The following is a 15,475-nucleotide window of genomic DNA, read 5'->3' as shown; positions in this document are numbered from 1 at the left end:
CCGCTTTTTTGTGCCCGGGTACAAACGGAAAAACGGGGGAGAAAACCATGAATATCTGCATCGGGATACTGCTCTGCTTTGCGGCCCTTGGCCTTGTGGACAAAGCCCTGGGCGGTCGGCTGGGCGTTGCCGCCGAGCTGGACCGGGGGCTTTCGGCCATGGGCGGTTTGAGCCTTTCCATGACCGGTATCTACTGTTTGATCATCGCCGCCGTGGGGGCGCTGGAAGGGGGGCTTTCGGCGGTGAGCCGGGCGCTGCCCTTCGACGCATCGCTGCTGGCGGGCATGCTGCTGGCCCCGGACATGGGCGGCTGGGTCACCGCCAGCCAGCTGGCGGCCAGCGATGCCCTGGCGGCCTACAGCGGCCTGCTGGTGGCCTCCACCCTGGGGTGTCTGGTCAGCTTTACGCTGCCCATTGCCCTGGGCAGTTTGGAAAATCACCAGATCACCGGCTTTATGCAGGGCGTGGTGTGGGGCCTGATCGCCCTGCCCGCGGGCCTGGTGGCGGGCGGTCTGGCACTGGGGCTCTCGCCGCTGGCGCTGGCGCAGAATCTGTGGCCGGTGCTGGTGCTCTGCGCCCTGCTGGTGCTGGGGCTGGCCAAGGCGCCCCGGCTCTGCCTGGGGGCGCTGGCGGGCTTTGGCGAAGCGGTGCGTGTGCTGGGGGTGCTGGCCTTCGGCGCGGTGGCGCTGGGCCTGTTTCTGCCCCGGTTGGCTCTGGCGGACCAGGCTCTGGTGGCCGAGGCGCTGATCATCGTGTTCAAGATCACGGTGGTGGTGTGCGGCGCCATGGTGGCCACGGCCCTGCTGCTGGCCCGCTGCGGCGAGGCGGTGCGCCGGGTGGCCGGGCGGCTGGGCGTGAACGAATACGCGGTGCTGGGCCTGCTGGCCTCGCTGGTGTCCACCGTGTCCATGCTGCCGCTCTACTCCCGCATGGATGTGCGGGGCAAGGTGATGAACGCGGCGGTGTCGGTATCCGGGGCCTTCGTGCTGGGCGGCCAGATGGCCTTTGTGTCCAGTGTGAGTGATGGGCGCAGCGTGGCGGCCTTCTTTGTGTGCAAGATCCTGGCGGGCGTGCTGGCGGCGGCGCTGGCGCTGAAGTTCACCCGGAACGAACAGCCCGCTTGACAAGCGCCGGGCCGCTCTGCTACAATAGCTTCGTTCATCGGAGGGTGAGCAGCCCAAAAGAAGCTGCGAGCTGGATAAGATGACGGGTGGAAGTCCCGTTATCTTATCCAGCTTTTTTGATGTTTGCGGGTATGCCCTTCGGAAAAGAAAGGGGAGGACTTCATGAGCGAGAAAAACGCCCCGGCGCTGATTCGGGGCAATATTCTGGCGGCGCTGGTCCGCTTTGCGCTGCCGGTGCTGCTGGCGCTGTTTTTGCAGGCCATGTACGGCGCGGCGGACCTGATCATCGTGGGGCGGTTTGCGGGCACCGCCGAGCAGTCCGGCGTGGCCAGCGGCAGCCAGCTGTTCAACCTGATCACCATGATGATCACCGGCCTGAGCATGGGCGTGACCGTGCTGGTGGGCAACGCGGTGGGCAGCGGCGAAAAGCAGCTGGCGGGCCGGGCGGTGGGCTGCGGCGCGGTGCTGTTCGGGCTGCTGGCGCTGGTCATCACCGCTCTGGTGGTCCCCTTCGCCGGGCCGCTGGCCGGGCTGCTGCACGCGCCCGCCGAGGCCTATGAACAGACCGCCGCCTATCTGCGCATCTGCGGGCTGGGCACCGTGTTCATCACCGCCTACAACGTGCTGGGCGCGGTGTTCCGGGGCCTGGGCGATTCCAGAACGCCCCTGCTCACGGTGGCCATCGCCTGCGGCGTGAACATTGTGGGCGACCTGGTGCTGGTGGCGGGCTTCGGGCTGGGGGCGGCGGGCGCCGCCACCGCCACGGTGCTGGCCCAGGCGGTGAGCGTGGCTGCTTCGCTGTATCTGATCCGGCGGCGGGGGCTGCCTTTCGCCTTTTCCCGCCGGTTTTTCCGGCCGGACGGCTGGTGCATGCGGCGCATTCTGCGGGTGGGCGTGCCCATCGCCTTGCAGGAGCTGCTGGTGCAGTTCTCTTTTCTGTTCATCCAGGTGGTGGTGAACGGCATGGGCGTGGATGCCTCCGCCGCAGTGGGCGTGGCGGAAAAGGTTTGCATGTTCCTGATGCTGGTGGCCTCCGCCTATATGCAGTCCATCTCGGCCTTCGTGGCCCAGAACAACGGGGCAGGCCTGCCCGAGCGCTCGGTCAAGGCGCTGTTCTACGGCATCCGAACCGCCTTTGTGGCGGGCGCGGTGATGGGGGCGCTGGCCCTGTTCGGCGGCGCACAGCTGGCAGGGCTGTTCACCGCCGACGCAGCGGTCATCACCGGGGCCCACGCCTATTTGAAGGCCTACGCCATCGACTGCCTGCTCACCGCGGTGCTGTTCTGTTTTGTGGGCTACTTCAACGGCTGCGGCAGGACTGTTTTTGTGATGGTGCAGGGCATCGTGGGGGCCTTCTGCGTGCGCATCCCGGTGGTGTATCTGATGAGCCATATCCCGGGCGTTGGGCTGTTTGAGATCGGCCTGGGCACGCCCATTTCCTCGGTGGTGCAGATTCTTTTGTGCATCGCCGCCTACCGGTGGTACCAAAGCCGGGCGAAGCAAAGCGCATAAAGCAAAATAAAAAAGCCGGGCCGGTGCGAGAGAAAAATCTCTTCGCACCGGCCCGGCGCTTTTTATTGGTCAGGCTTGTCCGGCTTGCCGTCCGGCCCGGCCTGTCCGCTCTTGGGGGACGGGGCCGCGTGGCCGGTTTGAAGCTTTTCCTTGTTGAACAGGCCGCCGAACACGGTCATGAACAGGATCTTGATGTCCAGGAAGATGGACCAGTTCTCGATGTACCAGATGTCGCACTGGATGCGCCCCTCGATGGAGGTGTCGCCCCGGAAGCCGTTCACCTGGGCCCAGCCGGTGATGCCCGGCCGCACCTGATGCTTCACCATGTAAAGGGGCACCGTCTCCTTGAACTGCTCCACAAAATGGGGGATCTCCGGCCGGGGGCCGATCAGGCTCATGTCCCCTTTCAGCACGTTGAAGAACTGGGGCAGCTCGTCGATGCTGCACTTGCGGATCAGGCTGCCGAACCGGGTCTTGCGGGGGTCGGCGTTCTGGGTCCAGCCGGTGTCCTGGCTGGCGTTCACCCGCATGCTGCGGAACTTGTACATGGTGAACAGCTTCTTGTTCAGGCCCACCCGCTCCTGCCGGAACAGGATCGGTCCCGGGCTGGAAAGCCGCACCCCGATGGCCGCAAACAGCATGATGGGGCTGGTGAGCACGATCAGCACAAGGCTGCCCACCACGTCCATGGCGCGCTTTAAGGCGGCGTTGAGCATGTTGTCCAGCGGGATGGTGCGGATGCTGATCAGCTTCACCGAGCCGATCACGTCCACGGTGGGGCGGCTGGGAATGAAGTCGTTGTAGAAGGGGATGATGCGGATCTTCGCGCCCTGCTTTTCGCAGGAGGCGATGATGGCGTTCATGAACTGGGTCTCGTGGGGCTCCAGAGCCACGATCACCTCGTCCACCGCCGGGCCGCTCAGAAGGTCCGCCAGGTCCTCGTACCGGCCCAGATGCTTGCCCAGGCCCGGCTTCTCGCTGGCGGCCACATAGCCCAGCACGTTGTAGCCGTACTGGGGATTGCGGCGCAGCGAATCCAGGTATTCAAAGGCCAGCCGGCCGTTGCCCACGATCAGCACGTGCTTGAGGTTATAGCCCAGCATGCGGAAATGCCGCAGGATGGTGCGCACCGTCACCCGCTTGGCCACCACCAGACCGGTGGAGAACACATAGAACAGCGCCAGCACCCCGCGGGAGAAGTTCACCTCACGGGTGATGAAGAGCGTCATGCCAATGAGCAGAAGGCCCAGAAGGTTTGCCTTCAAAAGGGCCACCGTCTCGTCCAGCAAAGTGGAGAACCGGAAGGAGCCGTACAGCTTGAAGGCGTAGTAGATGGCGGCCATGAGCACGCCGTAGCACACCGCGGGCACCAGCGCGCCGGTGCGCAGCAGGAATACCGCCGGGTTGATCAGGTTGTCGCGGTAAACACCCAGCCACAGCCACACCGCCAGCAGATAGGCCAGAGCGATGAGAGAGATATCCAAAAGGCAGTTGACGATGTTCAAAAGCCGTTGATTTTTGCGGATCATTGCAGGCAAGCCCCCTTTGCGGCGGCGGGCAAAACGCCCGGCGCGGGAAAACAGTCTTACCCTTTATTATAAACGAATGAGCGCAAAAGTCCATGTTTTGATTGATTTTGTCATAAAAAGCCTGCAAAAAAGCCGCAAAAAGGCCCGGCCCCAGGCTGGGACCGGGCAAAATTTCGGGTTCAGTCGATCACGGTCTTGGTGCGGCCGATGCCCACCGAGGCGGCGGTGATCTTTTTCCAGGTGTTGCAGCCGCAGATGCCGTCCGCGGTCAGGCCGCTCTGCCGCTGGTAGGCCTTGAGGGCGTTTTCGGTGTTGGGGCCGAACTTGCCGTCCAGCGTGCGGGTGGAGTAGCCCAGGGCGTTCAGGGCGTCCTGCAGAATGAGCACGTAGGTGTTCACCGAGCCCCGGCGCACGGTGGGATACCCGGCGGTGGTGCCGCTGCAGGCGGGCTTGCCGTAGCGGCGGTCAAAGTGCACCCAGGTGGGGGTCATGTCCTGGGGCTCCACGTAGCCCCAGGCGCCGGTGTTCTTGGCCGCCCGCCAGATGGCGTTGCGGGCCGAGGACCCCTGCCCCTGGCCCACGTCGAAGGCAACGCCTGCGTAGTGCTGGCTGCGGGTGCCGTGGCCGCCCTCCCAGATGCGCTTGAAGGCGTAGCCGATGTGGATGCCCTTGCCGTAGGACCGGCGGGTCAGGTTCCAGGCCTCCATTGCGGCGGTGGTGGTCCAGAGGGTCGGGCTCTGGCTGCTGCCCCGGAACTCCTTCACCTTCATGGTGGTGCCGTAGGTGTAGGGCATGGTGTCGTTCTCGCCCAGGTTGTAGGTGATCATCTTGTTGGAATAGGCGTCGTACACATAGATCTTGGGCATGTTGCTCGCTCCTTTCGTTCAGTGGGGTTTATCGGCGGTTCAGGCTTCGGGGATGGGCGGGTAGAGAAGATCGAAGATCTTGTTCCAGGTGTTCAGGTCCACCACGCCGGTGGGGGGCAGGCCCAGACCCTGCTGGAAGGCCAGCACCGCGTCCCTGGTGGATTCGCCATAAACGCCGTCGTTCGGAACAAAATCCGCCACGCAGTACAGCTGGGCGATGCCGTTCATGGCCTGCTGCAGCTGGCTCACCGCGCCGCCCGCGCTGCCCAGGGCCATCACGTAGCCCGGGTACTCCGGCGCGGCGGTGGGCACCGTGGAATCCGGCACCCCGGCGGCCAGGCTCAGGAAGGTGGCCTCCAGCGCGTTCCAGGTGAATTCGTCCACCAGGTTGGTCTCGGGCTGATTGAATTCCATCTGCCAGCTGTGCAGGGAATCCAGGGTGGTCTGGCCGAAGATGCCGTCGATCTTGCCCGGGTCCTGCACGGTGTCGTAGAAATAGCTGATGTAGCGCAGCAAAAACTGCACAAAGGCCACCGAGGGACCCTGGGCGCCCACCGCCAGGTCAAAGCCGGGCCAGGGCACAAGGTTAAAGGCCACCAGCAGACCGTCGGCCGAGCGCAGCCGCTGGGACTGCTCATACAGCGCCTGCCAGGTGGCGGGGCCGATCACGCCGTCCGCGGTGAGGCCGAACATGGTCTGGAACGCCCGCACCGCCGCGGTGGTGGACGGGCCGTAGATGCCGTCGATGGTCACGGTCGGCAGGGTGGGGAAGTAGACCGCCAGCAGCTTTAAGTAGAACTGGGCTTCCCGCACCGACTTGCCGGTGCTGCCCTGGCGCAGCGGGGTGCCCGGGTAGGTGCCGGGGCGCTGGTTGGGGGCAAGCAGGGAATCGGCCACGTCGCCGTAGACCTCATACATCTTCTGCCAGGTGGCGGAGCCCACCACGCCGTCCACGGTCAGGCCGAATTCCCGCTGGAAGGCCCGCACCGCGCTGGTGGTGGCCGGGCCGAACACGCCGTCCACTGTGATGTTGGGAATGGACGAGAAGTTGGAGGCGGCCATGCGCAGATAGAACTGCATCAGGCGCACGCTGTCGCCCCTATCGCCCTGGCGCAGCGGGGTGCCCGGGTAGCCGCTGGGCTTGTTTTGAATGTCGTTTTCCAGGCTGTTGTAGGCAGCGGCAATGGCGTTCCAGGTGGCGGGGCCCACCACGCCGTCCACGGTCAGGCCGTTCTCCCGCTGGAAGGCCCGCACCGCGTTGGCGGTGGCCGCACCGTAGATGCCGTCCACCGAGATGCCGGGCAGGGCGGGGTCGAACTCAGACAGGGCGTTCAGCCAGAACTGGATGCGCTCCACACCGGTGCCCCGGCTGCCCACCTGCAGGGGAGAGCCCGGGTAGGTGCTGCCGTTCACGTTGCTCTCGCCGCTGGGCTTCTCGCCCTCGCTGGTCAGCTCCGCCAGGTCCTTGACCGACACGTAAATGTAGCTGATCTTGTACCAGGTGGCCCGGCCCACCACGCCATCCGCGGTCAGGCTGAACTGCTTCTGGAAGGCCTTTACCGTGGATTCGGTGGCCGCGCCGAACACGCCGTCGGTGCCCGGCTTGCCGAAGAAGGGGTAATCCTTGGCGATGCGGGTCAGCTGCCGCTGGATGATGCGCACGTTCTGGCCGCTGTCGCCGCGGCGCAGCGGGGTGCCGGGGTAGCTTTCCGGAATGGATTGCAGGTTGTTGGTGCGCACGATCTCGATGTCGTTGCCGTAGTAGTATTTCAGGATCTGCAGGGCGTTCTTGCCCTCTTTGGCCCGGTCCACCGTGCCCCACTGCTTCATGCCCTTGCAGGTGACGGACTTGCCGTCGCAGTATTCGGTGTAGTAGGGGTCGATGGTGCCCTGACGGCGCACGTAGGTGTTGAAGATGTCGTCGGTGAGCTTTTCCATCACCTCAAAGATGTTGCGTCCGTGCACATAATACTGGTCGTAGCTGGTGGAGTTGGTGATGTTGAAGGTGAAGCCCCGGCTGGGGTACCACTCGGTGAAGATGCGGTTCATGGCCAGACTGATCTGGGCGTGGATGTTGGCCCGCAGGGCCTGCTCCGGCCAGGCGGGCGTGACCAAACCCGCGCCCTACACCCGCCAGAAAATTTCCAGCCGCCGGTTGCCGTCCGGGTCCGGCGGGTAGATCAGAATTTTCTCGATCAGCGCCGCCGCCAGCTCCCGGCCCAGGGGCGGGGGGATTGCGGGGTCCGGGGCTTCTGGTGGTTCCGCGCTTCGGACCGGGGCTTCCAGCTGCCGCAGCCGGGCCAGCAGCTCGGTTCGCAGGGCGGCAAACTCTTCTTCCCCCAGCAGCCCGGCGGCCTTGTCCTGATAGAGCCTTGCCAGCGCCAGCCGCAGCCGCCGGGCCGTGCCCGCGGCGGGCGGCGGGGGCTTGACCGGGGCAGGGGGCAGGCGGACCGCCGCCGCAAACAGGGCGTTGATCCGCCCGGCAATCAGTTCCTCCAGGTCGGCAAGGGGCAGATAGGGCTGACCGGAGCAGGCCGCGGGGCTCTGGCGGGCGGTGCGGCAGCGGAAATACCGGGTGGGCACGCCGCTTTTGGGCACGGTGCCGGAGCGGGTCTGTTCCATCAAACGACCGCAGAGGCCGCAGACCACCAGCCCCGCCAGCGGATGGGGCGCGCCCCGGCTGCCCGAGCGGGCCCGGGCGGAAAGTAAGGCCTGCACCCGGTCGAACACCGCCCGGCTCACCAGAGCGGGCTGGCTGGCGGGGGCCACGATCCAGCGGCTTTCCGGCAGGCGGCGGGTCTGCTTGCCCCGCCAGCTGATCCGCTCCACCCGCCCCTGCACCAGATCCCCCGCATAGGTGCGGTTGGTGAGCAGCCGGTGAACGGTGGCCTTGGTCCAGAGCCCCGGCCCCGGCGCCCTGCCCGCCGCCAGCGCCTTCGCCGCAGCAGGGGCGGGAATGCCTTCGGTATTCAAGCGCCGGGCGATGGCCGCGCACCCAAGACCGGAAAGGGCCAGAGCAAAAATGCGCTCCACCACCGGGGCGGCGGCTTCGTCCGGCAAAAGATGGCCCTTTTGAGCCGGGTCCTTCTGGTAGCCGTAGAGGGGGCTGCTGGCGATGCTGCACCCCTGCCGCCGCTTGTGGGTCAGCACCGCCCGCACGTTGGCGGAAAGGTCCTCCAGATACCACTCGTTCATCAGCCCGTAGATCTGGCGGCTCTTTTTGCCCGCCGGGTCGCCGGTGTCCACATGGTCCACCAGCGCCAGAAACCGCACCCCCCACAAAGGAAACAGCCCGTGCAGGTATTTTTCCACCAGCTCCATGTCCCGGGTGAAGCGGGACTGGCTTTTGGCTAAAATCACGTCGATCTGCCCCGCCCGGGCGGCGGCGAGCATCCGGTTGAAGGCCGGGCGGTCCCGGTCCGCGCCGGAGTAGTCCTCGTCGCAGTAGATGCCCTGCACCTGGCAGCCCAGCCGCTCCGCCCAGGCCAGCAGCATGGCCCGCTGGTTCTGGATGCTCTCGCTCTCGGCAGACGCTTCCAGCCCCTCGTCCTCCCGGCTCAGGCGGCAGTAGAGCGCCGCCCGCGTCAATGCTCCGGCTCCTCTTTTGGCGGTTGGGGCGTGCTTTCGGTCAGCGTCTCGGCCAGACGGCGCACCGCCGCCGCCCGCTCCCGGTCGCCCTTTGCAAGAAAATGCTCCTCCAGAATGTAATGAATGGACGCCATGTGAAAATCCCTCCTGTTCGATGCATTTCGCGGCAGCTGCCGCCGTATCATCCTATGAAGCGGCGGGGCAAAAAAATGCGCGAAAATCCGGCGTCCGGCCCGGTCCGTTGTGCAGCCAACCGCAATATAACCCCCGAAGCGGTACAATGAGATCATGGACCCGGCGAGACGGCCGGGCCGCATGGAAGGATGAAGCAATATGATGTTGGGACTTTACACACTTCCCCAATGGGTGCTGCTGTTTTTTAGCTATGGATTTCTGGGCTGGGTCTGGGAGAGCGGGTATGTTTCGGTGCGTCAGAAGCACTGGGTGAACCGGGGCTTTCTGCACGGGCCGGTGATCCCCATCTACGGGTTCGGCGCGGTGGCCATTCTGGCCCTGTGCGCCCCGGTGGCGGGCAGCCTGCCGATGCTGTTTTTCAGCGGCATGTTCTGGGCCACGGCTTTGGAATACGCCACCGGCTGGGCCATGGAGCGGATGTTCCATGTGCGCTACTGGGACTATAGCACGGAAAAGTGGAACCTGAACGGGTACATCTGCCTGATGGCCTCGCTGTGCTGGGGCGTATTCTCGGTACTGCTGCTGCGGGTCATCCAGCCCCCGGTGGCGGGAATCATCACCGGGCTGAGCGGACCGGCAACGGCCATGCTGGCCACGGCGCTGACCCTGGCCTTTGCGGCAGACGTGGCGGCCTCCACCCGGGAGGCCCTGGACCTGCGGCGGCTGCTGGAGCAGCTGAGCGCAAGCCGGGAGCAGATCGCACGGCTGCAAAGGCGGCTGGAAATTGCAGGGGTCTTTTTGCAGCAGGATGCCCGGGAGGCCCTGGACGGCCTGCGCAAGGAGGGCGAGCGGGCCGCCGGCGTGGTGAGCCTGCGGCTGGAGGCGGCCCGGGAACGCCGCCGCAGGATGCTCTGGCAGATGAGCCGCCAGCTGGAACAGCTGCGGCGGGAGGGCAAGCTGCATCCGGGCCTGACTGGGCCGGACCAGAAGGCCATCCAGCGGGAGCTGTCGGCCATGCACCGGCGCACCGACGAGATGTACCGCCGGGCAGCCCGGGTGCTGCAGCGCAACCCCGGCTCCACCACCAGCCGCCACCCGGAGGCCATGGAGGAGCTGCGCACCCTCACCGGCAGCGAACCATAATTTTTCCGGCAGAATCAAACGAAGCGGCGGACCGAACACGGCCCGCCGCTTCACTGAGCCCGGCAGGAAAAAAGCGGCCTTGCAGCCCGCCGCACAAGGAGTATAATAAGGATGAAACAGAACAATGTGAAACAGGAATACCGGCTGCGGTATGGCATGCCGGAGCAAAAAGGGGGAACCGGTATGGAGACCGAACAAACCATGGAACAGCGGCTGGGGGTGGAGCTGGAAACGCTGCGGCACTGCATCCTGTTCCGCAACATGACCGATGAGGAGATCCGAAGCGCACTGGAGGCCGTGGGCGCCCGGCGGGCAAGCTATGCCCGGCGGGCGGTGATCGGGCAGGACGGCGATGCGCTGGAGGAGGTGGCGCTGATCCTTTCCGGCAATCTGCATCTGGCCCACGCGGATGCGGCGGGCAACAGCAACCTGATGGACGTGCTGGGCCCCGGTGACACTCTGGGCGTGCTGAACGCGGTGGGCGGCTACCGGCTGCACAGCACCATTACCGCGGCCACCGCTGCCGAGATGCTCTTTTTCCGGGTGGACAAGCTGCTGCGGGCAAACCGGCTCACCGACCCGGGGCAGATCCGCTTTGTGCAGAACCTGACCCTGGCAGTGGCCCAGAAGGCCCAGCGGCTGACCAAAAAGCTGGAGGACAGCATCCGCCGCACCACCCGCGAGCGTTTGCAGGACTACCTGAGCGCCCAGTATCACAAGGCGGGCAGCCGCACCTTTGTGATCCCGCTGAACCGGCAGGACCTGGCGGACTTTCTGTTTGTGGACCGGAGCGCTATGTCCAACGAGCTGTGCAAGATGCGGGACGAGGGGCTTTTGAAGTTCGAGAAGAGCCGCTTTGAGCTGCTGGTGCAGATGCCCATCACCGACCATGAGCCGGACCCCAACGAGGAATGACCCGTACATATCCAGAGCCCCCGAGCCAAAGCCGGTGTGGCATAAGAAAACAACGGTTCTGCCATAGGATTTTGGCGCACAAAATATTCAAAGGGGCGGGCAAGCCACCAAGGCTTGCTCCGCCCCTTTTCGTACTTTCTGCATCCAAAATCCTGGGGCACGGGCTGCGGGCGCGTCAATGATGCGCCCGCTCTGCTTTCGCAGACCGCCCAGCCGGTCCAAGACCCCACTGGGGTCTTGGCCGCTTCGCGGACCCGGACTGCATAGCACCGGAAAAGGCCCGATTTTGATGGGAGTGCAAGGAAAAGACCCGCAGTGGGCTGCGGGCGCGTCAATGGTGCGCCCGCCCTGCTTCGCAGACCGCCCTGGCCGGTCGAAGAACCCACTGGGTTCTTTGCGGCTTGCGCCACCCCGGCACCCTTGGTGGCTGTCAAGGGGCTTTGACGCTGCAATCCCGCAAAAGCGGGCCTTTTCCGGCGCTGTTTTCTTATGTCACCCCGGCTAATGCGGCCCGGGGGCTTTTTTGCGGGGATGCTGGTACCCTCTGGGAGGGGCTGGAAGGCACCCTGGGCGGCTGTTCGGACTCTGAGTACAGGGCCCCTGCCCCGGGACGGGCAGGCGCTGGCGGGCATGGCAGAGGGCCTGTGAGGGATAGCAGGGGAAACTGCCTGCGGCAACGGAAAAATGCAAGCAAAAAGAACGCCTTTCCGAACTTCGGAAAGGCGTTCTTTGGTTTATGGCTCAAAGCGGGGAGGGGGTCATTCCACCGCCCGCAGGCCCCGGTGGCCGGAGCAGGATTCCGCCAGCACCGCCACGCCACTGCCGGCGAGGAAGGCGCCCCACAGGGTGCTCAGGGCGAACCATCCGGCCACAGGTGCGGCCATGACCACAAGGCCCACCAGCATGTTCACGATGCCGCTGGCCAGCACCCAGCCCGCGCCGGGGCTTTTGGTGCGCCGCAGGGTGGTGTACTGGAACAGCTGCCCCACACCGGCCAGCAGGCCGAAGAAGGCGGCCACCGAGGTCAGCGATGCAATCATGCTCACCATCCCGAAGGGAGTGGTGAGGGCCATCCAGAGGGTGAAGAAGCTGAGCAGCGTCATGGCGATGCCGTTGGCCAGGGTCCAGCCGCTGCGCTTGTCCCAGGGAAGGCGGGCGAAGGCGATGATCTGGGCCACGCCGTAAACGCCCAGCCCGCCGGTGAGCAGGGTGGCCAGCGAGATGCTCGCCGCCCCCGGAGCCAGAATGGAGAACAGCCCCACTCCCACCAGGGACGCGCCCACCAGCAGGCCGCTCTTGCCGTTCACCGGCACAAAGGCGGTTTCCTCATCGGGGGTAAATTCCGCCCGGGGCGGGCCGTCGTTCAGGTAGTCCGCGCCGGAGTAGGTCTGGGTATAGGTATGATTGGTTTCTTTCATGGATGATTCCTCCTGAATTGGTGGGATGTGGGGGGCGGCGGGCCCGGCAGTGTGCCGGGCCCGCTTTGGGGATCAGATCAGCTGGTAGCGGGCCAGCAGCTCCTCCAGCACGGTGCCCTGGAACTTGTCCAGCCCGGCGTGCAGGGCCAGCTTGTAGGGAAGAGGCAGCTTCATGTCGGTGAGCTTGCGGCCGTCCAGCAGGTAGTGGGTGGCGTTGAGCAGGCACCGCAGGTCGTAGGCGGAGCCGAATACCTCGGGCACGCCCCGTTCCACGTCCAGCAGGGTGTAGACCGCCTCCATGGCGGTGCGCACCGAGTATTCGGTGGTGAAGATGGTGTCGCGCCGGGTCTCGGCAAACTGGCCAAGGAAGGCGAAGTTCACACATTCGGCGGGCACCACCTGGGGCCGGTCGCCTGCGGCACGGGGCATGAAGAATGCGGTCACGTAGGGCATCATGCAGGGAACGGTGGAGGCGGCTTCACGAGCCAGCAGCTCGATCTCGTTCTCGGGTACGCCCAGATGGTACAGCCACTCCATGCAGATCTCGGCGCCGGTGCATTCCGCCATGGGCTTGCCCACATAGTCGCCGGGTTCATCGGGGGAAAGACCGTAGATCCAGCCAACCAGCTGGCCCGCGGGCTGTGCCTTGAAGTGGGGCTGCCGGTTGAAGGTCCAGCTCATCAGCCAGGCGGAGTCCTTGGCGGTCACGATGCCGCCGGTCACCACCCGCCCGGAATAGGGGTCCCGGCGGCAGATCTTCTGCACATAAGAGGCGATGCGGTCGTCCAGCAGGGTCACGGTGGCGGATTCCCACTTGGTGGCCTGAATGTCGGAGCAGAAGGCGTCCGGGTTGCCGAAGGCCGGGTTCTGAACCGCCAGGCTCTTCCACAGCTGCCAGCTGCTGCCCTCGCCGTTCTCCACACTCAGGCGGGGTGCCTCGTCGTTGGAGCCAAGGGCCGCGCCCTCGGTGCAGGAGCCGTTGGTCACAAAGACCAGGTCGCTTTCGTCCAGCTCCCGGCTGCGGGGCTGGCCGTTCTGGACAAATTCCAGCCGGTGGGCCACCTTCCTGCCGGGCAAAAAGTGGAACAGCACGTTGGTCACCTTGATGCCGTATTCAAACTGTACGCCCTCCTTTTTCAGGTACTCCACCAGCGGCAGAATCAGCGATTCGTACTGGTTGAACCGGGTGAATTTGAGGGCGGAAAGATCGGGCAGGCCGCCGATGTGGTGCAAGAACCGGTGCAGATACAGCTTCATCTCCAGCGCCGAGTGCCATTTTTCAAAGGCGAACATGGTCTGCCAGTAGAGCCAGAAGTTGGAGGCGTAGAACTCGTCGCTGAACACCTCGTCGATGGTCTTGTTGTACAGGTCCTCGTCTTTTGCGAAGAAGAGCGCCATCAGCTCCAGAGCCGCCGCGTCGCTCAGACCGAAGCGGTTGCCGGTCTCGGCGCTCACGCCCTGGTTCAGGGTGGCCCGGTTCAGCGAGAAGTTGGGGTCGTCCTTGTTGAGCCAGTAGAATTCATCCAGCACGCTGGCGTTTTCCACCTCCAGCGAGGGGATGGACCGGTACAGGTCCCACAGGCACTCGTAGTGGTCCTCCATCTCCCGGCCGCCCCGGATCACAAACCCCAGCTGGGGGTCCAGAATGCCGTCGCAGGCGCCGCCGGGCAGGGGCGATTCCTCCAAAATGTGGATGCGCTCGCCGGGGATGCCGCCGTCCCGGATGAGGAAGGCCGCCGCCGAGAGGCTGGCAAGGCCGCCGCCCACCAGCCAGGCGGATTTGCCCTCGGCTTTTTTCGGGGTGCGGGGGCGGGCAAACGCTTCGTAGTTGCCGTTGCTGTAGTACATAAAAAATACCTCCTGTGCCGGGAGGGCGCTGCCCTGCCCGGCGGTAAAAAGAAAATGGATGGTACAAAAAGCGGGAGGACCCGGGCCTGCTCGCCCGTTTGCAGCAGCGCACAGCGTTTGCAGAAAAGGGAAAACCGGCAAGGCGCATCGCCTTTGACCTGTATTCATCATACGCTGAATCCGGGCGGGAAACGGTTTGCCAAACAACGGTTTTGCATTTGCGGCAAAAAAAGGCGGAAAAGGCAAAAAAATCCCCCTGACCCGAAGGTCAGGGGGAGAAGGGAAAAATTCAGTTCAGGGCTTCGAAGCCGTGGCCGCCGGGCAGCGGCCAGCAGCAAAGGGTGTTGGCCTCCAGCGGGGCCCGCAGCAGGCTTACCGCGTGGATGTGGCTGTTGTCGTAGGTCTTGAAGTAGTACACGCCCCGGGCCGGGTCGGCACAGCAGGAGTAGAGGGTCATGTCCGGCTTGCCCTCCGGGGTCATCACGCTGCCCCGCACCATGGCCACCGCGTCCAGAATGCGGAAGAACTGGTTCACCGCATCGTCACCGGCGGTGTGGAGCGAGTTGCATTTCAGGAAGGCCGCCCGCACGAACCGGCTCATGGGGGAGCAGTCGCCCGGCAGGCCGATGGCGCCCATGCCCTGGCCGTAGGGGGGCAGGGGAACACCGGGAGCAAAGCGGTTTTCCGGCGGCGCGGCGGAAAGGGTCTGGTAGCCGGTCAGGTTGGCCAGCTGCACCGGGAAGGGCGGGTTGTTGGTGAGCACGCCCACCGGGTCCTCGTAAAGACGGGAGCCCTCGGCGGTGACCTCCATCACCAGCGCGCCGGTGCCGTCGGCAATGTGCCAGTGCAGCGGGGCCAGCGGGTAGCCCGGCGCGAAGGGGATGCCCAGCAGGTCGATGCCGGTGAGCATTTCCCGGGCCTCCTTCAAGGTGCGGCAGCTGCCCAGCACCAGCGGGATCAGCTCGTAGGGGGCAACCGCGTCCGGCGCGGCCTGGTCGGCGGGGGTATAGTAGGCGTTGCCGGGAAAGTTCAGCCCGGCCATGTACAGCCCGGCCTCGTTCATGGCCTCGGCGTACAGGGGTACGCCCCCGGCCACGGTGGCCATGCCGATCATGGACAGATGGTGCGGCATCGCCGGGCGGCGGTGAAAGTGAAAGGCGAAGGAGCGGGGCGTTGCCACAACCTGCTGGCCGAAGGGCGTTTCCAGGTCCAGGTTACGGCCGAACAGCGGGTAAGGGGCGGAAAAAGCAATGCTTGTGCACATAAGAATAGTCTCCTTGCGGCGTTGGCCGCGGTCTTGGGGGTGTTTCGTTGAGGCGGCACCGCATAATTCCAGGTGGTGGAGCGCGCCGGAAAATTTTTTGCGAGATGAACCAAAAAGCGCAGACAAGCCTTGG

Annotated in this window: 12 protein-coding genes; 4 read left to right on the top strand and 8 right to left on the bottom strand. The window is 65.1% G+C overall.

Features of this window, described 5'->3' with window-relative positions; genetic code table 11:
* The first annotated feature begins 47 nt into the window (after positions 1 to 47).
* Entirely contained in the window at positions 48 to 1,124 is a 1,077-nt protein-coding gene (gene eutH, locus B5G03_RS00785) for an ethanolamine utilization protein EutH (RefSeq protein ID WP_087179921.1), read from the top strand.
* Between the two features lie 162 nt (positions 1,125 to 1,286).
* Positions 1,287 to 2,636, top strand: coding sequence for an MATE family efflux transporter (locus B5G03_RS00780; RefSeq protein WP_087179920.1), 1,350 nt, complete (start codon positions 1,287 to 1,289; stop codon positions 2,634 to 2,636).
* A 62-nt stretch (positions 2,637 to 2,698) separates the two neighbouring features.
* Here B5G03_RS00780 and B5G03_RS00775 read toward each other — a convergent pair whose 3' ends face one another.
* The 5 genes from B5G03_RS00775 to B5G03_RS17290 form a co-directional block, all read right to left on the bottom strand.
* Positions 2,699 to 4,165, bottom strand: a complete 1,467-nt coding sequence (locus B5G03_RS00775) for an undecaprenyl-phosphate glucose phosphotransferase (protein WP_087179919.1) — start codon at positions 4,163 to 4,165, stop codon at positions 2,699 to 2,701.
* Between the two features lie 179 nt (positions 4,166 to 4,344).
* Positions 4,345 to 5,031, bottom strand: coding sequence for a peptidoglycan-binding domain-containing protein (locus B5G03_RS17955; protein WP_087179918.1), 687 nt, complete (start codon positions 5,029 to 5,031; stop codon positions 4,345 to 4,347).
* Positions 5,032 to 5,070: 39 nt separating this feature from the next.
* The gene (locus B5G03_RS17950) at positions 5,071 to 7,146 is read right to left on the bottom strand and encodes a peptidoglycan-binding protein (RefSeq protein WP_275539291.1); all 2,076 of its coding nucleotides are present in this window, start codon (positions 7,144 to 7,146) and stop codon (positions 5,071 to 5,073) included.
* 9 nt (positions 7,147 to 7,155) lie between these two features.
* Positions 7,156 to 8,619, bottom strand: a complete 1,464-nt coding sequence (locus B5G03_RS00760; RefSeq protein WP_242962235.1) for a recombinase family protein — start codon at positions 8,617 to 8,619, stop codon at positions 7,156 to 7,158.
* A complete protein-coding gene (locus tag B5G03_RS17290; protein ID WP_162613303.1) occupies positions 8,616 to 8,753 on the bottom strand; it encodes a hypothetical protein in 138 nt (45 codons plus the stop codon). Before B5G03_RS17290 ends, B5G03_RS00760 begins: the two co-directional genes overlap by 4 nt.
* Before the next feature lie 199 nt (positions 8,754 to 8,952).
* On the opposite strand from B5G03_RS17290, the gene B5G03_RS00755 reads away from it, so the two are divergent.
* Positions 8,953 to 9,897, top strand: a complete 945-nt coding sequence (locus tag B5G03_RS00755) for a putative ABC transporter permease (RefSeq protein ID WP_087179917.1) — start codon at positions 8,953 to 8,955, stop codon at positions 9,895 to 9,897.
* A 111-nt stretch (positions 9,898 to 10,008) separates the two neighbouring features.
* Positions 10,009 to 10,812: a Crp/Fnr family transcriptional regulator gene (locus tag B5G03_RS00750; protein WP_087179916.1), complete on the top strand. Its 804-nt coding sequence runs from the start codon at positions 10,009 to 10,011 to the stop codon at positions 10,810 to 10,812.
* Between the two features lie 758 nt (positions 10,813 to 11,570).
* Here B5G03_RS00750 and B5G03_RS00745 read toward each other — a convergent pair.
* From B5G03_RS00745 to bsh, 3 genes are all read right to left on the bottom strand, one after another.
* Positions 11,571 to 12,230 carry an HdeD family acid-resistance protein gene (locus B5G03_RS00745; RefSeq protein WP_087179915.1) on the bottom strand — a complete coding sequence of 220 codons (660 nt, stop codon included), beginning with the start codon at positions 12,228 to 12,230 and terminating at the stop codon, positions 11,571 to 11,573.
* A 72-nt stretch (positions 12,231 to 12,302) separates the two neighbouring features.
* Positions 12,303 to 14,078 carry an oleate hydratase gene (locus B5G03_RS00740; RefSeq protein ID WP_087179914.1) on the bottom strand — a complete coding sequence of 592 codons (1,776 nt, stop codon included), beginning with the start codon at positions 14,076 to 14,078 and terminating at the stop codon, positions 12,303 to 12,305.
* A 289-nt stretch (positions 14,079 to 14,367) separates the two neighbouring features.
* Complete coding sequence (gene bsh, locus B5G03_RS00735) at positions 14,368 to 15,342, bottom strand: choloylglycine hydrolase (protein WP_087179913.1); 975 nt, start codon at positions 15,340 to 15,342, stop codon at positions 14,368 to 14,370.
* Positions 15,343 to 15,475: the final 133 nt, after the last annotated feature.

The organism is Gemmiger sp. An50 (assembly GCF_002161595.1).
Lineage (GTDB): Bacteria > Bacillota > Clostridia > Oscillospirales > Ruminococcaceae > Allofournierella.
This window is presented reverse-complemented; position numbering and strand designations above follow the sequence as displayed.